This window comes from Mesorhizobium sp. P2_A8 (genome assembly GCF_056404935.1).
In genome coordinates, this window is the sequence record NZ_JBFUDB010000001.1 from 751,174 (window position 1) to 769,184 (window position 18,011).

At 64.7% G+C, this 18,011-nt stretch carries 16 protein-coding genes; 6 read left to right on the plus strand and 10 right to left on the minus strand.

The window, feature by feature from the left end; translation table 11 throughout:
- The first annotated feature begins 88 nt into the window (after positions 1–88).
- From AC1D10_RS03685 to AC1D10_RS03705, 5 genes are all read left to right on the plus strand, one after another.
- A complete protein-coding gene (locus AC1D10_RS03685; RefSeq protein WP_477268950.1) occupies positions 89–1,102 on the plus strand; it encodes a substrate-binding domain-containing protein in 1,014 nt (337 codons plus the stop codon).
- Positions 1,103–1,151: 49 nt separating this feature from the next.
- Positions 1,152–2,621, plus strand: coding sequence for a sugar ABC transporter ATP-binding protein (locus tag AC1D10_RS03690; protein WP_477268951.1), 1,470 nt, complete (start codon positions 1,152–1,154; stop codon positions 2,619–2,621).
- A 1-nt stretch (position 2,622) separates the two neighbouring features.
- Entirely contained in the window at positions 2,623–3,603 is a 981-nt protein-coding gene (locus AC1D10_RS03695) for an ABC transporter permease (protein WP_477268952.1), read from the plus strand.
- 2 nt (positions 3,604–3,605) lie between these two features.
- Positions 3,606–4,553 carry an ABC transporter permease gene (locus AC1D10_RS03700; RefSeq protein WP_477268953.1) on the plus strand — a complete coding sequence of 316 codons (948 nt, stop codon included), beginning with the start codon at positions 3,606–3,608 and terminating at the stop codon, positions 4,551–4,553.
- A gap of 172 nt (positions 4,554–4,725) precedes the next feature.
- Positions 4,726–6,798 (plus strand): 3-hydroxyacyl-CoA dehydrogenase NAD-binding domain-containing protein, encoded by a 2,073-nt coding sequence (locus tag AC1D10_RS03705; RefSeq protein WP_477268954.1) that lies wholly within the window; start codon positions 4,726–4,728, stop codon positions 6,796–6,798.
- A 20-nt stretch (positions 6,799–6,818) separates the two neighbouring features.
- Here AC1D10_RS03705 and AC1D10_RS03710 read toward each other — a convergent pair whose 3' ends face one another.
- Genes AC1D10_RS03710 through AC1D10_RS03750 form a run of 9 tightly spaced genes read right to left on the minus strand, consistent with a single transcriptional unit; the run spans position 6,819 to position 16,069 of the window.
- On the minus strand, positions 6,819–7,703 hold the full coding sequence (locus AC1D10_RS03710) for an intradiol ring-cleavage dioxygenase (RefSeq protein WP_477268955.1): 885 nt from the start codon (positions 7,701–7,703) through the stop codon (positions 6,819–6,821).
- 8 nt (positions 7,704–7,711) lie between these two features.
- Positions 7,712–9,466, minus strand: a complete 1,755-nt coding sequence (locus AC1D10_RS03715; protein WP_477268956.1) for an FAD-dependent oxidoreductase — start codon at positions 9,464–9,466, stop codon at positions 7,712–7,714.
- Positions 9,459–10,547 (minus strand): branched-chain amino acid ABC transporter permease, encoded by a 1,089-nt coding sequence (locus AC1D10_RS03720; RefSeq protein WP_477268957.1) that lies wholly within the window; start codon positions 10,545–10,547, stop codon positions 9,459–9,461. Before AC1D10_RS03720 ends, AC1D10_RS03715 begins: the two co-directional genes overlap by 8 nt.
- 5 nt (positions 10,548–10,552) lie before the next feature.
- Positions 10,553–11,416 carry a branched-chain amino acid ABC transporter permease gene (locus AC1D10_RS03725; protein WP_477268958.1) on the minus strand — a complete coding sequence of 288 codons (864 nt, stop codon included), beginning with the start codon at positions 11,414–11,416 and terminating at the stop codon, positions 10,553–10,555.
- 1 nt (position 11,417) lies between these two features.
- Complete coding sequence (locus AC1D10_RS03730) at positions 11,418–12,122, minus strand: ABC transporter ATP-binding protein (RefSeq protein ID WP_477268959.1); 705 nt, start codon at positions 12,120–12,122, stop codon at positions 11,418–11,420.
- Positions 12,122–12,841 carry an ABC transporter ATP-binding protein gene (locus AC1D10_RS03735; protein WP_477268960.1) on the minus strand — a complete coding sequence of 240 codons (720 nt, stop codon included), beginning with the start codon at positions 12,839–12,841 and terminating at the stop codon, positions 12,122–12,124. Before AC1D10_RS03735 ends, AC1D10_RS03730 begins: the two co-directional genes overlap by 1 nt.
- A gap of 2 nt (positions 12,842–12,843) precedes the next feature.
- Positions 12,844–14,118 carry an ABC transporter substrate-binding protein gene (locus tag AC1D10_RS03740; RefSeq protein ID WP_477268961.1) on the minus strand — a complete coding sequence of 425 codons (1,275 nt, stop codon included), beginning with the start codon at positions 14,116–14,118 and terminating at the stop codon, positions 12,844–12,846.
- A gap of 23 nt (positions 14,119–14,141) precedes the next feature.
- Positions 14,142–15,203 carry a maleylacetate reductase gene (locus tag AC1D10_RS03745; protein ID WP_477268962.1) on the minus strand — a complete coding sequence of 354 codons (1,062 nt, stop codon included), beginning with the start codon at positions 15,201–15,203 and terminating at the stop codon, positions 14,142–14,144.
- On the minus strand, positions 15,200–16,069 hold the full coding sequence (locus AC1D10_RS03750; RefSeq protein WP_477268963.1) for a dioxygenase family protein: 870 nt from the start codon (positions 16,067–16,069) through the stop codon (positions 15,200–15,202). Before AC1D10_RS03750 ends, AC1D10_RS03745 begins: the two co-directional genes overlap by 4 nt.
- Before the next feature lie 91 nt (positions 16,070–16,160).
- Between AC1D10_RS03750 and AC1D10_RS03755 the strand changes: the two genes are divergently transcribed.
- Complete coding sequence (locus AC1D10_RS03755) at positions 16,161–17,111, plus strand: LysR family transcriptional regulator (RefSeq protein ID WP_477268964.1); 951 nt, start codon at positions 16,161–16,163, stop codon at positions 17,109–17,111.
- Positions 17,112–17,114: 3 nt separating this feature from the next.
- On the opposite strand, the gene AC1D10_RS03760 is transcribed toward AC1D10_RS03755, so the two are convergent.
- Positions 17,115–17,921 (minus strand): response regulator transcription factor, encoded by an 807-nt coding sequence (locus tag AC1D10_RS03760; protein ID WP_477268965.1) that lies wholly within the window; start codon positions 17,919–17,921, stop codon positions 17,115–17,117.
- Positions 17,922–18,011: the final 90 nt, after the last annotated feature.

Genomic DNA, 18,011 nt, shown 5'->3' on the forward strand with positions numbered 1-18,011 from the left:
GATTATCCGTGCTCAAATCAGATTGGGAGTGAGGCCGGGGTCAAAGCCGGCAGGAACTGTAGCAGTCAACATCTGGGAGGATTAAGACATGAAGAAACTGTTCGTCTTGGGCGCCTTTGCCGCGATGCTCGCGTCGGGCACGGCACTGGCCGACACCAGTGGCAAGAAGATCGCCTTTTCCAACAACTACGCCGGCAATTCGTGGCGGCAGGCGATGCTCGACAGCTATGGCATCGTCACCAAGAAGGCGGTCGCCGACAAGGTTGTCGGCGCAGCCGATATCTTCACCACCGCCGACAAGGAAGTGCCGACGCAGGCAGCCCAGGTGCAGAACCTGATCCTGCAGGGCTATGACGCCATCGTCATCAACGCCGCTTCGCCGGACGCGCTCAACGGCGCCATCAAACAGGCCTGCGACGCCGGCATTGTTGTCGTCTCGTTCGATGGCACCGTCACCGAACCTTGCGCCTACCGTGTCGTCGTTGACTTCAAGGACATGGGTAAGCAGGAAGTGGAACAGATGGCCAAATTCCAGCCCAAGGGCGGCAATCTGCTGGAAATCCGTGGCCTGGCCGGCACCTCGATCGACGATGCCATCCATGCCGGCATCCTCGAAGGCGTCGCCGCCCATCCCGAGTTCAAGATCGTCGGCTCGGTGACCGGCGACTGGGACCAGACGACGGCGCAGAAGGCGGTGGCGACCATCCTGCCGTCGCTGCCCGATATCGTCGGCATCGTCGACCAGGGTGGCGATGGCTACGGCGCGGCACAGGCCTTCGCCGCCGCCGGCAAGCCGCGCCCAACCATCATCATGGGCAACCGCCAGGACGAGTTGCAGTGGTGGAAGGAACAGAAGGACAAGGACGGCTACCAGACCTGGTCGGCGTCGATCGCGCCCGGCGTGTCGTCGCTCGCCTTCTGGGTGGCACAGCAGGTGCTCGATGGCCGCACGGATATCCCGCACGATCTGCTGGTGCCGTATCTCGCCTTCACCCAGAACGATTTCGAGGCCGAGTTGCCGAAAATCGTCAAAGGCGGCGTCGCCAGCCACGAATACACGCAGGAAGACGCGATCGCGGCCATCAAAGCCAACATCAAGTGAGCGTCGGACAAGCGTTGCCTTCCGGATGATCGAGCGGATATCGTTGAGCATGCCTGAAGGGAACGCCGACATCATCAGACTGAACGGCGCCGAAAAGCATTTCGGCGCCGTTCGCGCACTGGGCGGCGTGGATTTCCACGTCGGCCCCGGCGAGTGCGTCGGCCTCGTCGGCCATAATGGCGCCGGCAAGTCGACCCTGATGCATATGGTGGCGGGCACGCTGATGCCCGACAGCGGCCAGATCCGCGTCCATGGCGGCATCGAGGAGACCTACTCGGTGTCGCGGGCGCAGCAGCTCGGCATACGCTGCGTGTTCCAGGAACTGTCGCTGTGCCCCAATCTCAGCGTCGCCGAGAACACGCGCATCAACCACGCTTCGCTGCGCGGCTTCGGCTGGCGGCGCAAGGCAGCGGATCTGATCGCCGCCAAGCTCGACGAGATTTTTCCTGGGCACAGCATCTCGGCGGGCGACATTGTCGGCGACCTGTCGATCGGCCGGCGCCAGATGGTCGAGGTAGCGCGCGCCTTCACGGTGACGCAGGACCGGCTTGACCTCGTCATCCTCGATGAGCCGACGTCGTCGCTCGACGCCCATACGGCCGGCCAACTGCTGGCCTTCGTGCGCCGCTTCGTGGCCAGCGGCAAAAGCTGCATCCTGATCTCGCATGTGCTGGGCGAGGTGCTGCGGAATGCCGACCGCATTGTGGTGATGCGCGATGGCAAGGTGGTTGTCGCCGACACCGCTGGTGCGTTCGACCGCGACCGGCTGGTGACAGCGATGGGCGGAGCGGAAGCGCGCCAGAAGATCGCGGCGCAGGCCGCTGCCGCCAAGCCGGTGGCCAGTCCGTTGCGTGTGCGGGCGCGACCTGCCGTGCAGAAGGACGGCACCGACCTTGTTGCCTGTGCCGGCGAGATCATTGGCCTTGCGGGGCTGGCGGGCCATGGCCAGACCGACCTGTTGCTGGCGATCTTCGAGGCCGCATCGCGCACCAAGGCCGGTATCGAGGTGACCGCGCCGGTGGCGCTGGTGGCCGGCGACCGCCAGTCGGACGGCATCTTCCCGCAATGGTCGATTGCGCAGAATATCGGCATCCGCTCGCTGGCGCGTTTGCGCAACGGGCTGTTGATCTCGCCGCAGCGCGAGGCCGAGCTCGCTGCATTTTGGCAAAGGAAGATCGGCATCCGTACGCCGGACATGAACAACAACATTTTCTCGCTGTCGGGCGGCAATCAGCAGAAGGCGCTGTTTGCCCGCGCGCTCGGCTCCGACGCGCAGATCGTGCTGATGGACGACCCGATGCGCGGCGTCGATATCGGCACCAAGCTGGAGGTCTACGACCTCGTGCGCGAAGAGGCCAGGAATGGCCGCACCTTCCTCTGGTACACCACGGAAACCGAAGAGCTCGACAATTGCGACCACATCTATGTCTTCAAGAACGGCCGCATCGTCGCCAATCTGCGCCGCGACGAGTTGACCGAAGAGAAGATCATCCAGTCCTCGTTCGGCGATGCGGCCTGAGATGACGGCCGCCAGCCTCGAGACCGCCGCCAGGAGTACCGCCGAGCGTGGCGCGCTGGCCCGTGGCCGCCTGCGGCGCGGACTGCTGCCGGCGCTGTCACTGGCGCTGGTGCTGATCGCCATCGCCTGGCTCAATCCGCGCGCCATTAGCTATTTCGGCTTCAGCCTGATGCTGAACCTGGCGATCCCGATCGCACTGGCGACCATAGCGCAGATGTTCGTCATCGCCGGCAACGAGCTGGACCTGTCGATCGGCACTTTCGTCGGCTTTGTCGGCTGCGTCACCGCGACCTGGCTCAAGGACGCGCCGCTGGTTGGCGTCACCATCCTGCTGGGGTCGATCTGCGTCTATGCGCTGCTCGGTGCGCTGATCCATCTGCGCAACCTGCCTTCGATCGTGGTGACGCTGGGCATGAGCTTCGTCTGGCAGGGCTTGGCCATCCTCGTCCTGCCCAAACCGGGTGGCAAGGCGCCGGACTGGCTGCTGGCGTTCATGGCCTTCAAGCCGCCTTTCGTGCCATTCCCGATCATCGCGGCACTGCTGATCGGTCTCATCGTTCACTTCGCCCTGATGCGCACCTCCTATGGCGTGATCCTGCGCGGCTCCGGCGGCAATCCGGCGGCGCTTGGCCGCGCCGGCTGGTCGCTGCTCAAGACCAAGATCGTGCTGTTTTCGCTGGCCGGCCTGTTCGGCGTGCTGTCCGGCATGGCGCTGATTGGCATCACCACCTCGGCCGATGCCAATATCGGCAATGGCTACACGCTGCTGGCGATCGCCGGTGTCATCCTTGGCGGCGGCGAGTTCGTCGGCGGCCGGGTGTCGCCGATCGGCGCGGTGATCGGCGCACTGACGTTGGCGCTGGCCGCATCGCCGCTGCTCACCTTCATGCACATTCCGCCCGACTGGCAGGTGGCCGCCAACGGCGCCATTCTGATCATCGTGCTGGCGGCCCGCGTCCTGATCAGCCGCAGGGAAAGGTAGCCATGGCCGCGTTGAAACCACTGCTTGCCAAACCCTGGATCTGGTCGTTCCTCGGCGCCTTGCTGGTGTGGCTGGCGACGATCGCCTTCACCGGTGGCTATGGCGCCGGCGGCATGGTCACGGCGGCGCTGTCGCTTGCGGTGTTCACCGTCATTGTCGGCGTCGGCCAGATGTTCGTCATCACGCTCGGTCCGGGCAATGTCGACCTGTCGCTGCCGGCCAATATCGGCCTTGCCAGCGCCGTTGCCATGAAGGTGATGGACGGCAACGATTCCATGATCGTGGTCGGGCTTTTGGCGGCGATCGCGACGGGCGCGGCGATCGGTGCCGCCAACTATCTGCTGATCTGGGCGCTGCGCATTCCGCCGATCATCGCCACGCTGTCGGCCAGCTTCATCATCCAGTCGATCGACATCAGCTATGGGCGCGGGCTGCAGATCAAGCCGCCGCCCGGCTTTGCCGATTTCGCCAACTGGCAGGTGCTGGGCATTCCGGTGATGGCGATCCTCACCGTGCTGTTCACCCTCGGTGCGGCCATCGCGCTGCAGCGCATGATCTATGGCCGCTCGGTGCTGGCGATCGGCCAGAACATCCGTGCGGCGTGGCTCGCCGGTGTCAATGTCGGCCGCATCCGCTTCCTCACCTATACGCTGTCGGGCGCACTCGGCGGCATCGACGGCGCGCTGCTCGCCGGTTATTTCCGGGGCGCCAATGTCGATATCGGAAACGAGTATCTGCTGGCCTCGATCGCCGTCGTCGTCATCGGCGGCACGTCGGTGGCCGGCGGCAAGGCCAATGTCCCCGGTGTCTGGGGTGCGGCACTGTTCCTGGTGTTGCTTTTGACCATGCTCAACACATTCGGCGTCAGTGCCGGCGTGCGGCTGCTGCTGACAGGGCTGATCATCGTTGGGGTGATCACGGCCGCGGGCGGACAGAAGGCGCTGCGGTAACGACTACGCCGCGATTCCAGAGAGATGATGGCGGCGGAGCTGCCGGCCAACGCCAGGCCCTTCAAGGCCGGTAATCATTGTGCCAGGCCGGCATCCGGTTCCCATCCGCCTCCTGGCGCTGTAAATCCCGTTCGCGCGGCCCGAAGCCGCTCGCCATTGCTGGGAGGTTTGCGTGTCCGATTTCCTGAAGGTCAGCCGCGACGGCGATGTCGCCATCGTCATCATCGACAACCCACCGGTCAATGCGTTGAGCTTCCACGTTCGCGAGCCGCTGATGCAGGCTCTCGTTGAGTTGCGGGATGATCCGTTGGTTGTGGCCATCGTCATCACCTGCGCTGGCCGGACTTTCGTTGCCGGGGCCGACATCACGGAGTTCGGGAAGCCGGTGCAACAGCCCGAGCTGCGCGCGATCATCGCGGCGTTGGAAACGATAGCCAAGCCGACCGTCGCTGCCATCCATGGCACGGCGCTTGGCGGCGGCCTGGAGCTGGCGCTCGGCTGCCATTTCCGCGTCGCCGACGCCGGCGCAAGGCTCGGCCTGCCGGAAGTAAAGCTCGGCCTCTTGCCGGGCGGCGGCGGCACGGTGCGACTGCCGCGCCTCGTCGGCGCGGTGAAGGCACTCAAGATGATCGTTTCCGGGGCGCCGATCGGTGCTGAAGAGGCGCATGCCACCGGTCTGGTCGATGCCGTCTTCGAAGGCGATCTGACCGCGCATGCCGTGAACTTCGCCAGGGAAATAGCCCGCAAGGGTGGTCCCTTCACGCCGGTGCGCGATCGCGATGAAGGGCTCAAGGAAACTGACTTCGTGACTTTCGACGCCGCGGCGGCGGACCTCGCCAAGAAGGCGCGCGGCCTCGAGGCGCCGATCGCGTGCGCGCAGGCGGTGCGCAATGCCGTCACGCTGCACTTCGATGAGGCGCTGGCGGCGGAACGCGCGTTATTCGTGAAGCTTGTTGCCAGCGATCAGTCGCGCGCGCAGCGGCATCTGTTTTTCGCCGAACGCGAGGCGGCAAAGAGTCCAGACAAAGATCTCGTCAAGCGCAGGATCGCTCGCGTCGGCGTCATCGGCGCCGGCACGATGGGCGGCGGCATCGCCATGGCCTTCGCCAATGGCGGCTATCCCGTAACCTTGCTGGAGACAAGCTCGGAGGCGTTGCAACGCGGGCTGGCGACCATCGAGAAGAACTACGCCGTCTCCGTCATGCGGGGCTCATTGAGCGAAGATGCGAAGCGGCAGCGGCTCGCCCAGTTCACGGGTTCCACCGACTATGCCGATCTCGCCGATTGCGACCTGATCGTCGAGGCGGTGTTCGAGGACATGGCGGTCAAGAAGGAGGTCTTCGGCAAGCTCGACACGCTGGCCAAGCCGGGGGCCGTTCTCGCCACCAACACCTCTTATCTCGACATCAACGAAATCGCCGCCTCGACCTCGCGGCCGCAGGATGTGCTCGGCCTGCATTTCTTCTCGCCGGCCAATGTCATGAAGCTGCTGGAGATCGTCCGGGCGGAGAAGACCGCGCCCGATGCGCTGGCGAGCGTCGTCGACCTGGCGCGGCGGATCGGCAAGGTGGCTGTCATTGTCGGCGTCTGCCACGGCTTCGTCGGCAACCGCATGCTGGCGGCGCGCGGCTCGGAATCCGAGGCGCTTCTGCTCGAGGGTGCGACACCGCGCCAGATCGACCAGGCGTTCACCGATTTCGGCTGGCCGATGGGGCCGTTCCAGATGGGCGATCTCGCCGGCCTCGACATTGGCTGGCGCAACCGCAAGGCGCGCGGCCAGACGGCCGTGATCGCGGATACGCTGTGCGAACAAGGGCGTTTCGGCCAGAAGAACGGCCGTGGCTACTATCTCTACGAGGCCGGCGCGCGAACGCCGGTTCCGGACCCGCAAGTGGAGGCGCTGATCCGCGACAAGGCCGCCGAGCAGGGCATCGCGCCACGCGCGATCGAGGCGGCAGAAATCATCGAGCGCACGCTCTATCCCCTGGTCAACGAGGGTGCCAAGATCCTGGAGGAAGGGATCGCGGTCCGCGCCTCCGACATCGATGTCGTCTGGGTCAATGGCTACGGCTTTCCCATCGGCAAGGGCGGCCCGATGTTCTGGGCCGGACTTGAGGGGGCGGGAAAGATCATCGAGCGGCTCGAATATTGGCATCAGCGAACCGGCAAGGACGTGTTCAAGGTGGCGCCATTGCTCAGGCGAATGGCCGAGAGCGGTTCCTGGGAAGGCGCCGCCGCAGCCTGATCGCGCCACATAGGGGCCGCTTATCCCTGGTGTCTCGCCAGCACGAAATCGTGCTCGACCTCCCAGAAGGAGCCGGCGAATTCGAGCCCCTTGGCGCTTGCCGGATCGTCGATGCGCCTGAACTGCGCCAACAAACTCTCCTTCACGCCGAAGACGGCGTCCGAATTGATGTAGGGATCGTCCGGATCGAAGATGTGGGTGGTCAGCGCCTCGAAGCCGTCGGCCTTGAGGATGTAGTGCAAATGCGCTGGGCGATAGGGATGTCGGCCCAGAGCGTGCAGCAGCTTGCCGACCGTGCCGTCGTCAGGGATCGGATAGAATTTCGGCTTCACCGCGCGGAACCAGTAGTGGCCATCGGCGCCGGTGCGGAAGACGCCGCGCAGATTGAAGTCGGGCTGGATGCCCTTCTGCTGCACGTCGTAGAAGCCTTCATCATTGGCCTGCCAGACGTCGAGCACTGCATTGGCGATCGGCCTGCCTTCGGTGTCGAGGATGCGGCCATGGATGAACATGTCCTCGCCCTTCTGGTCGAGGCAGATGTTGGCGCCCATCGGCAGTTCCGGCGCGTCGGCGAGATGGAACGGGCCGAGCACCGTCGATTCCGAAGCGCCCGAGGGTTTGCGGTTGTTGATGGCGTCGACCAGCATCGAGACGCCGAGCACATCCGACAGCAGGATGAACTCCTGCCGCCATTCAGTCGACAGCTGGCCGGTCCTGGTCAGGAACAGGATGGCGTCGAACCATTCGTCCTGCGTCGGCTCGATCTCCTTGACCGCCTCGTGCAGCTTGCGGGTGATGACCTCCATTACCGTCCTCAGCCGTTCGCTTTTGGCGTTGGCGTTGCGGCCGGTAACGACCTCGACCGAATTCTCTTCGGTGAAGAAGCCCTTTTCGTGCGCTTCCATCTCTGTCCTCACCTGTCCAGAATTGCCGTCAGGGCGCGGCGCAGATCCGCTACCGGATTGCCGCCTATCGCGTCCGCGCGCCAGCCGACATGCTGGTCCGGGCGCACAAGCAGGATGCCGCTGTCGCGCACTTCGCGGGCGCGCGCCCAGTCGCCGGAAAAATCCTGCCAGGGCTGGCGCGGGCCGATCAGATGGCCAGCAATATCGATGCCGAGCTCCTTGCCGACCGCCTTGGCCGCATCGAGCCAGCCTTGCCCGCCGATGCCGGTCAGCACGGTGAATTTGCCGTGGCCGGTCAGGTCGAGCGTCGAGACCTTGTCGCCGCGTTCCGAATGCACCCAGACATGCGGCAGACGAGCGCCCGGCCAGGAGGTCGGCTGATAGTGCAACTCGGCATCTTCGGTGAAGGCCGGTTCCTTCTGGCCGTCACTGGCGATGGCGTTCGACTTGTAGCGCTGGTTCATCTCGACGCCATGGGCGTCGAATTCGTAGACCTTGGAGGCGATGGTCTCGCGAATCTTGGTGCGCTGCGCCTCGGCCGCCGGCGTGTCGTCACAGCGCGCATCCATGTTCGACTGCATCTTCACCGGGTCGATGGAATCGAGCAGGCCAAGCGCCTTGAAGATCGGCCCGAATTCCTCGATCGACTTGTTGGCGCGCGTGACGATCTGCCTGGCGACCGGCGCGCGCTCCTGCGAGTAGCTGTCGAGCAGCTTTGAGCCGGCCGTGCCCTTGATGACATAGGCAAGCTTCCAGGCGAGGTTGAAGCCGTCCTGGATCGAGGTGTTGGAGCCGAGCCCGTTTGACGGCGGGTGGCGATGGATGGCGTCGCCCATGCAGAACACGCGGCCCTTGGACGTCTGCGTGGCGTACATGTTGTTGACGGTCCAGGTCGAGACCGACTGGATGTCGATCTCAAGCTCGGGGTCACCGACGAGGTCGCGCGCGACCTTCCTGGCGAATGCGTCGTCGACCTTGGGCGCGGGCTGGTTGATATCGTAGCCCCAGACGATCAGCCATTCGTTCCACGGCCGGATCATGCGCGCCAGGCCCATGCCGATGCCGCCGACATCGGCGCCCGGCTGCACCACCCAGTAGAGCACCGAGGGGCGGTGGGCGACGTATTTCGACAGGTCGGCCTTGAACAGGATGTTCATCGAGCCGCCGACGCCCATCTTGCCTTCGAAGGGCAGGCCGGCATGCTCGGCGACCAGCGAGTTGCCGCCATCGGCGCCGACCAGATACTTTGAACGGATGGTGATATCCTTGCCGGTCAACCGGTCGCGGCAGGTGGTGGTGACGCCGTCGGCGTCCTGGACATGCGAGAGGTATTCGGTCGACATGCGCGATTGCGTGCCGCGCGAACAAGCGGTCTTGAACAGCAGCGGCTCCATGAAGGTCTGCGGCAGGTCGTTCATGTGCGAGGGTGAGGACAAAAGATGCTCGGCGCGGGAAAGCGGATGCTTGCCCCAGCTGCGCATGCGGCCGATCTCCTCGCCGGCCAGCGAGGTGCAGAACACGTTCTCGCCCATCAGATCCTGTTCGGTGGCGTGCATATACGCTTCTGCCTCGACCTCCCAGCCGAGGTCGCGCAGCACTTCCATGGTGCGCTGGTTGGTGATGTGCGCGCGCGGCGTCGCGGCCAGCCAGCGATAGCGGTTGATGACCATGTTCTCGATGCCATAGGTCGAAAGCAGCGCTGCCGTCGCCGAGCCGGCAGGCCCGGTGCCGATGGTCAGCACGTCGGTGGTGATGTCAGCCATGCGGCCCTCCCTTTTTGCTTGGTTTAAACGGTCCACCGGTCAGCCGGCGACGGACCGGGAAAAGCTGGATGCCGGTGCGCTCGGCAAACAGGCCCCACAGGCCGCGCGGCGCAAACAGCATGATGAGGATGCCGATCAGCCCGAGGATCAGAAGATACCAGGAACCGTAATCGGCCAGCAGGTTCTGCAAGATGTAGAAGACGATGACGCCGACGATCGGACCTTCGATGGTGCCGATGCCACCGATGACGACGATGAAGATGACATAGGCAGTCCAGTCGACGACGGAGAAGGCGGCGTCCGGCGAGATGCGGGCCTTCTGCACATAGATCAGCGCACCGGCGAGGCCGGTGCCGAAAGCTGCTGCCAGATAGACCAGCGTCTTCATGCGGCGGGCGTCGACGCCGACCGAGCGCGCCGCTTCCTGGTTGTCGCGCACGGCCGCCAGACCCAGCCCCTGTTTCGAGCGCAGCAGCCGGTAGACAAGGCCGATGGTGGCGATGGCCAGCAATAGCGCCAACCAGTAGGTCAGGATGTCACCAGCGCCCGACGATTTGACACCGAACAGCTCGCCGACCAGCTTCAGTGCAGGCATGTCGCGGATCGCCTCGCGCGGCAGCGAGGTGCCGGTGCCGCCGCCCAGCATCTTCCATTGCGCCAGCGCCAGCCGCACCACTTCGGCGATGACCCAGCTGCCGATGGCGAAATAGGCGCCCTGCAGGCGAAACAGGAAGAAGGCGGTCGGGATGGCGAGCAGAGCGCTGGCGATGCCGGCAAGCAGGATCGCGACCAGCGGGTCGAGCCCGGCGAGGATGACGAGGGCGAACATGGCATACGCGCCGAAGCCGACAAAGGCCTGCTGGCCGACCGAGACCAACCCGGCATAGCCGGCGAGCAGGTTCCAGTTCTGCGCCAGCACCAGCATGGTGAGGATGAAGAACAGGTCCTGCAGCACGCTGCGCGAGACGAACAGTGGTGCGGCGAAGGCGAACACGATGACGAGCGCGGCGACGATGGCGAAGGTCGCAGATGCCCTGGTTCGCGTTTCGACTTTCCAGCGGCCGAGTGTGATGTCGGTCATGGCGCTCAATCCACCGCCCGCGGAAACAGCCCACGCGGCCTGACCAGAAGCACCACCAGGAAGGCCAGATGTCCGGCCAGGATCTGCCATTCCGGATTGATCGCGGCGCCAAAGGTCTGGGCGATGCCGATGACGATGCCGCCGAACAGCGTTCCCCACAGCGAGCCGAGGCCGCCGATGATGACCGCCTCGAAGGCGTAGATCAGCCGCGCCGGTCCGATGGTCGGGTCGAAATTGGCGCGCGTGCCGAGATAGAGTGCCGCGATCGTCACCACCACCATGGCGATGCCCGTGGCGGTGGCAAAAATCCGCTTCGGCTGGATGCCCATCAGCCCGGCTGTGACCGGATCGTCCGAGGTGGCGCGAAAGGCGCGGCCGAGCGATGTGCGGTAGAACAGCTGGTTGAGGCCGATGATCACCGCGACGGCCGAGGCCAGGGTCAGCAGCGGCATGACACCGACATTGATCGGCCCAAGCGCCACCGACGCGGTTTCCAGCCCACCGACCGAGATGCGCCGGCTGTCGGCTGAAAAGCCTTCAAGCAGACCATTCTGGATGACGATCGACAGGCCAAATGTGACCAGCAGCGGCGGCAATATGTCGGTGCCTAGCGTTCTGTTGAGAAGAAAGAATTGCAACGCCCAGCCGATGGCGAACATCAGCGGCATTGCCACCAGCGCCGCGATGAATGGGTTGAGGCCAAGGGCGGTAACCAGCGCCAGGATCAGGAAGGCGGCGAGCACGATGAGGTCGCCATGCGCCAGATTGACCAGCCGCATGATCCCGAAGACGAGGCTCAAGCCTGCCGCGAACAGCGCATAAAGACCGCCGAGCAGAATGCCCTGGATGATGGTGTCGAGCCACGCCATGTCAGGCCACCCCGAAATACGCGGCGTGGATCTTCTTGCGCGTCAGATCCGATGGCGCGCCAGAGAGCGTGACGCGGCCCTCCATCATGCAATAGACGCGATCACTGACCTTCAGCGCCTGGCCGATGTCCTGCTCGACCACGACGATCGAAGCGCCGGCCGCACGGATACGTGGAAAGGCGGCGTAGATATCCTTGATGACGACCGGCGCCAGCCCAAGACTGATCTCGTCGCACAGCAGCACACGCGGATTGGACATCAGCGCCCGGCCGATCGCCACCATCTGCTGCTGGCCGCCGGACAGTGCCGTGCCCGGATTGGCGCGCCGCTCCTTCAGGATAGGGAACAGCTCATAGACGGTTTCGAGGCTCCAGTGTCCGGCAACGGCGCGGCCGTAGCGACCGATCAGCAGGTTCTCCTCGACACTGAGCGACACGAACAGCTTTCGCCCTTCGGGCACCATGGCAATGCCGCGGGCGACGATATCGGGAGCCGGCAAAGCGCCGATCTCTTCGCCATCGAACAGCACTGCTTCTGGCTTGTTGGCCAAAATGCCTGAGATCGAGCGCATCAGCGTCGTCTTGCCGGCGCCGTTGGCGCCGATGATGGCTATGGTCTCGCCCTGGCCCAGCGCGATGTCGACGCCGAACAACGCCTGGAAGTCGCCGTAGCGGGCGGTCAGGCCTTTTGTCTCGAGCAGCGCCATCAGACTTCGATCCCGAGATAGATCTCGCGAACCTCGCGCGACGCCATGACGGTGGCGGGCGAGCCCATGCCGATGACCTTGCCGAAATTGAGCACCAGCAGCCGCTCGACCACCGAGTTCAGCGCATGCAGCACGTGCTCGATCCAGATGATCGACATGCCGCCCTTGTGAATGGCGCGGATGGTGTCGACCAGCATGCCGCATTCGCCCTCGGTCAGTCCGCCGGCGATCTCGTCCAGCAACAGCAGCCTGGGGTCGGTTGCCAGGGCGCGGGCAAGCTCCAGCCGCTTGCGCTGCAGCAGGCTCAAGCCGCCGGCCGGGTGGTTGGCGCGGTCGATCAGCCCGGTCTCGACCAGGATTTCGGCGCAGCGGTCGCCGACCTCGGCTTCCGTCTTTCTTGCCCCGAAGGCGCCGGCGACCAGCAGGTTCTCGAAAACGGTCAATTTCTCGAACGGTTGCGGGATCTGGAACGAGCGTCCGACGCCGGCAAAGCAACGCTGCATCGGCGGCAGCCGTGTCACGTCCCGGCCATCGAAGATGATGGTGCCGGCATCGACGGCGATGTTACCGGTGACCAGGTTGAACAGCGTCGATTTGCCGGCGCCGTTCGGGCCGATGATGCCGAGCGCCTCGCCCTGCCGTAGTTCGAACGAAACCGCATCGGCGACCGTGAGGGCGCCGAAGCGTTTCGAAACCTTGGAGAGCGCGAGCATGGACATGGCTAGCCAATGGCTTCCATCTTGCCGCCGGTCGGAATTTCAGGTGCGGTCTTGTTGTCGGTGATGACGAGATCGTAGCCGCCAGCATCCTTCAGCCGCCACTGGCCACCGACCAGCGGTGTCTTGGCGATGTTCTTGGCGGCGAAAGGCGGCAGCTTGGCACCGTCCCAGGCGATCGGCCCGACCAGCGTGTCGAGCTTGGTCGCGGCGATTGCCGCCGCCACCTTGTCGCCGTCGCCGGCTTCGCCGGCCCGCTTCATGACATCCACGGCGATCTCGAACAGCGCGTGGACAAAGCCGATCGGCTGCGTCCATTGCCGGCCCGTGGCCTTGGTGAAACCTTCGGCGACCTGCGCCGAGCTTTCGCCGGTCAGCGACGATTTGAACGGGTGGTTCGGCGTCCACCAGACTTCCGACGACAGATTGTGGCCGGATTTGCCGAGCGCCTCGACCGATTGTGGGAACAGCAAGGCCTTGCCGATCGACGCCACCTTGGGTGTGAAACCCTGCTGCTTAGCCTGGTTCCAGAAGGTGGTGAAGTCGGGCGGGATCATCACGCCGGTGATGATCTCGCAGGATGCGCCCTTGAAGGCGTTGATCTGTGCCGAGAAATCATCAGTCAGGTTCTGGTAGCGGCCGGTGTCGGTCAGTCCGTAGCCGCCCTTGTCCAGCACCGGCGGAAAGCCGACCGTGCCGTCGCCCCAGGCATTGCCGTCGCCGTCATTGGGGAACAGGCCGCCGACCTTCTTGTTGGTCTCGACCTGCGCCCACATGTTGGTGAAGACGGCGATGACGTCCTCCAGCCCCCAGAAGAAATGGTAGGCGTAATTGAACGGCTTCCACGAGGCCGGGTCGCCGGGATTGCCTTGCTGGCCGATGAACCAGGGCTGCCAGGGCGCCACCGTCGACAGGCAGGGCACCTCTTCTGCCTCACACGTGGTGGCGACCGGGTTGGTGGTCTCCGGCGTCGAGGCGACAAGCATCAAATTGACCTTGTCGTTGACGATCAGCTCCTTGGCGACTTCCGCAGCCCGGTTGGGGTTGGACTGGCTGTCCTTGACCACGACCTCGTAGTTGAGGCCCGCGGCCTTGGTGGCGGTGAGGAAACCGTCGATGATGAACTTGTCGGCCTCGGCGAAAGCCGCCAGCGGACCGGACTGCGGGCTGACATAGCCGAGCTTGATCGGCGCATTCTGGGCGATCGCCGGCATGGGCAAGCCGCCGGCAAGCAGGCCGGTGGCCGCGGTGTTGCGGATGAATTCGCGTCTGGTAATCATTGGTGTTCCTCCCTTTGTTGCCGTCAGTCCTGTGGACGTCTTCCCTCCCACGCGTCCTGCAACAGGGCGCGGATTGCGGCGCGGTCGAAGGGCCGCGGATTCCAGTATGGATTTTGCGTGGCGATCTCGGCGGCGCGATCGAGATCGGCCTGCTTGAGGCCAAGTTCCCCCAGCGTCAGCGGCGCATTGATGGATTTGGCAAAATCGTGGAGGCCGCGACCGGCGCTGCCGCCAAAAATGTCGGCAACCGGTTTGAGCAATTCGGGCACGGCGCCGGCGTTGAAGCCGATCGTGTGCGGCAGCATCACAGCGTGGGTCTCGGCATGTGGCATGTCGAAGGAGCCGCCCAGCGTGTGGCAGATCTTATGGTGCAGCGCCATGCCGACGGTGCCGAGCACGGTGCCGCACAGCCAGGCGCCATAAAGCGCGTCGCCGCGTGCGGCGAGATTCCTGGGCGCCTCGATCAGGACGGGAAGCGCTTGGCTCAGGGCCCGGAGCCCCTCGGTAGCCATCAGCGTCGAGATCGGGTTGCGGTCCTGCGCGTAGAGCGCTTCCGCCGCATGCGCCATGGCGTTGAGGCCCGAGGTGACGCTCATCGTCACCGGCAGTCCGACGGTCAGTTCCGGATCGTAGATCACCACTTCCGGCAGGATTTTTGCATCGCGCACAGTGGTCTTCACGCCGTTCTCTGTCTGGCCGAGGATCGGCGTCACTTCCGAGCCGGCATAGGTGGTCGGAATGACGATCTGCGGCAGGTCAGTGCGATAGGCGATCGCCTTGCCCAGTCCGGTGGTCGAACCGCCGCCGAGCGCGACGACACAGTCGGCATAGACTTCATGCGCCCTGGCCAGTGCCGCCTCGGTCACCTCGACGGGCGTGTGCATGGCCGCACCGGAAAATGTCCCGGCCGCCAGCGTGCCGAGCGTTCTCGCCAGCGCGTCACCGTCGGCTGCCTGGTGCGGCGTCGACAGCACCAGCGCGCGTCTGCAGCCGAGCCTTTCGACCCAGGCGCCGACCTCGGACGACGCGCCGTTGCCGAAGACGATATGCGCCGGGCTGCCGGAATAGGTGAATTGCCTAGTCATGCCGCCCGGCTCCCCTTGCGCGCCATCGCCATGACGAAATTGAAATCGAGCGAGCAGCCGTCGCCGCCGCTCAAGTGCTTGAAGTCACCGACCAGCTCTGGCTTGACGCCGAACAGCGCGTCCTCGTCGAGGCGCGGGTCACCGCGATCGAATACCTGTGTGGTCAGCGTCTCGAAATTGTCGGCGCGGATGAGGAAATGCAGATGTGCCGGACGGTCGAGCGGATAGTTTAGCCGGCCAAGCATCTGCCCGACCGGGCCGTCACTGGGTACGCCGTAGCCGGCCGGCTTGACCGTACGGTAGTGGAAGCGGCCGTCTCTGTCGGTGGTGAAGACGCCGCGAAGGTTGAATTCCGGCTGCAGGTCGGGCTGCTGGTTCTCGTAAAAACCTTGTGTGTTCGCTTGCCAGGTTTCGACCGTCGCTCCCGCTATCGGCATGCCGTCGAGATCGGTGACCCATCCGGACACAGTGAGGGGTGTGCCGACGCCATCGAGCGAAATGTTGGCGCCGAGCGGCAGCCTTGGCGCGTCGTTGCGATAGAACGGGCCGCGCCCGGTGTTGGGCGTGGCGCCGGTCGGACGGCGGGAGTTGATGTCCTCGACCAGCGCGGTGACGCCGAGCAGGTCGGACAACAGAACCCATTCCTGCCTCTTGTCGTCGCTGGCATGGCCGATTTCGGTGAGGAAGGCGATCGCCTGGCGCCAGTCCGCCGCTGTCGGGCGGGTCTCCCGGACGATCTGGTGGAGATGGTCGACGACGGTCGCGAGGAAACGCGGCAAGGGCCCGGCCTTGGCCTTCAACAGGCGCTGGGCGACCATCTCCGCGGAGTTGGTCTCGTTGAACGACGGTCTGCCGGTCTGTGACATGTTCCTCCCCGGTTTCATCTCACCGGGGAACTTTAGCGCAGGCCGGACACAAAGATGATGATTTCTGCCCGATTTAATATACCATATTGGTATGAAGATGGACGAAAGGCATTTGATCCAGCTGGCGGCCGTGGTGCAGGCCGGCGGCGTCACCGAGGGTGCCGCGCTGGTAGGCCTGTCGCAGCCAGCCGTCTCGCGCACGCTGTCGATGCTGGAGAAACGGCTGGGCGAGCCGCTGTTCCTGAAGGGGCACCGGCCGTTGCAGCCGACGCCGCTCGGCCGGGCACTGGCCGATCATGGCCAGGTCATGCTGGCGGCGTCGCGCAAAGCCTCGGATATCGTCGCCAATTTCAGCCAGGGCCGCTCCGGCGTGGTACGGGTCGGCGGCACGCCGTTCTTCATGGACGCGCTGATCTCCGGCATGATCGCCGATTTCCAGAATGCCTATCCGGATGTGCGCGTTGACCAGAGCTATGGCTACCTCTCCGACCTGCGCGCCGCCATCAACGCCGACCGCATCGACCTTGCCGTCTGTCCGATCGACATTCTCGAAGAAGGATCGGGCATGGAGTTCCGCGAGATCCTGCCGGGGCGCAATGTCGTCGCCTGCCGCGCCACGCATCCGTTGCTGCTGCGGCGCAAGCTCAGGACCAGCGACCTGCTCGACTATCCCTGGATCGCACCGCCGCCCGGCAGCCCGCTGCTGGACGATCTGCGCAGCCTGCTTCTGTCACTGGGCGCCACCGAGATAAAGATCCGCTATTCCGGCGGTTCGCTGACCAGCGCCGTCAACTACATGAAGCAAACCGACGCGCTGACCGTGCTGCCGCACAGCGTGGTCTTTGCCTTTCGCAAGGACAAGGCGATCACGGCGCTGCCGGTGGCGATCCCGCACCCCGAGCGGGCGCTCGGGCTGCTGCGGCTCGCCGATACGCCACGCGCACCGGCCGTCGACGCTTTTGCCAAGCATATCCGCCTGGGTTTCGACAATCTCAAGCACCTGATCAAGCGCCACGAGCAAGCGGTGGTTTGGGGGGCGTAACCCCTACCGTATCCGCGCATCGATGATCTCGACGAAGCGCGCGAACAGGCCGGCCTGCGACTTGATCTTGAGCTTGCGGTAGATGTTGCGGCGGTGAACCTTCACGGTTCCCGGCACGATGCGCATGGCCCTCGCGATCGATTCGGTCGAATGACCCTGCAGCACTAGGTCGACGACATGCTTTTCGCGCGGCGTCAGCGACAGGCTCTGCCAGATATGGGCGCGATCGAACTCGTTGACCGGGGCGATCGTCTCGTCCGGCTTCGCCTCTGCCTGTTCGTCGGCCGGAAGGGCGGGCCAGCGCAGCCTGGTGAAGCTGATCACTGCCGGCGCCATGTCGCGCAGCAATCTGGCATCGGCGGTGCCGAACGGACCCGAAGCGCGCAGCCGCATCAGCGACAGCACCAGCGCGTCCTTTCCTGGCAACGGCACGAAGAAGCCGACCTCCTCGGCCAGTCTGGTCTGGCTGTAGTAAGAGCGGAAATATTCGCTGGCGTAGAAGCGGTCCGGCGCGAGTTCGCGCATGCGCCAGAAACCTTCCTGGCGTTCGACCGCCGCGTGGTGGAACGGGTCGAGCAGATACGGGCCTTCCTGATAGAGGGCGACGAAGACATGGCTTTCAGCCGGCGAGAAGGTCTCGAACAGCAGCGGCGGGCGCGCGGCACCCCGGTAGCCGAAGATCACGCAGTGGTCGAAGCTGACGCGCTGCCGTAGCCAATCGACCATCGCCTTGCCGAACAGGTCGCCGCTCGTCTCGCGCGTCGCCGCGACAAGCGCGGCGAGTTGGCTGTATTCGTCGCTGCGGGACAATCCATACCCCCTTAAACGAGAAAATAGGTCAGATATACCACCTGCGAGGTATATACTAGCCGCCATTGGCTCTGGTAGCGTTCCGAAATT

Excerpts from the sequence above, each read along its gene's own strand:
- AC1D10_RS03685 (WP_477268950.1), top strand. The coding sequence starts at position 89 with ATGAAGAAACTGTTCGTCTTGGGCGCCTTTGCCGCGATGCTCGCGTCG.
- AC1D10_RS03690 (WP_477268951.1), top strand. The coding sequence starts at position 1,152 with ATGCCTGAAGGGAACGCCGACATCATCAGACTGAACGGCGCCGAAAAG.
- AC1D10_RS03695 (WP_477268952.1), top strand. The coding sequence starts at position 2,623 with ATGACGGCCGCCAGCCTCGAGACCGCCGCCAGGAGTACCGCCGAGCGT.
- AC1D10_RS03700 (WP_477268953.1), top strand. The coding sequence starts at position 3,606 with ATGGCCGCGTTGAAACCACTGCTTGCCAAACCCTGGATCTGGTCGTTC.
- AC1D10_RS03710 (WP_477268955.1), bottom strand. The coding sequence starts at position 7,703 with ATGGAAGCGCACGAAAAGGGCTTCTTCACCGAAGAGAATTCGGTCGAG.
- AC1D10_RS03715 (WP_477268956.1), bottom strand. The coding sequence starts at position 9,466 with ATGGCTGACATCACCACCGACGTGCTGACCATCGGCACCGGGCCTGCC.
- AC1D10_RS03720 (WP_477268957.1), bottom strand. The coding sequence starts at position 10,547 with ATGACCGACATCACACTCGGCCGCTGGAAAGTCGAAACGCGAACCAGG.
- AC1D10_RS03725 (WP_477268958.1), bottom strand. The coding sequence starts at position 11,416 with ATGGCGTGGCTCGACACCATCATCCAGGGCATTCTGCTCGGCGGTCTT.
- AC1D10_RS03730 (WP_477268959.1), bottom strand. The coding sequence starts at position 12,122 with ATGGCGCTGCTCGAGACAAAAGGCCTGACCGCCCGCTACGGCGACTTC.
- AC1D10_RS03735 (WP_477268960.1), bottom strand. The coding sequence starts at position 12,841 with ATGTCCATGCTCGCGCTCTCCAAGGTTTCGAAACGCTTCGGCGCCCTC.
- AC1D10_RS03740 (WP_477268961.1), bottom strand. The coding sequence starts at position 14,118 with ATGATTACCAGACGCGAATTCATCCGCAACACCGCGGCCACCGGCCTG.
- AC1D10_RS03745 (WP_477268962.1), bottom strand. The coding sequence starts at position 15,203 with ATGACTAGGCAATTCACCTATTCCGGCAGCCCGGCGCATATCGTCTTC.
- AC1D10_RS03750 (WP_477268963.1), bottom strand. The coding sequence starts at position 16,069 with ATGTCACAGACCGGCAGACCGTCGTTCAACGAGACCAACTCCGCGGAG.
- AC1D10_RS03755 (WP_477268964.1), top strand. The coding sequence starts at position 16,161 with ATGAAGATGGACGAAAGGCATTTGATCCAGCTGGCGGCCGTGGTGCAG.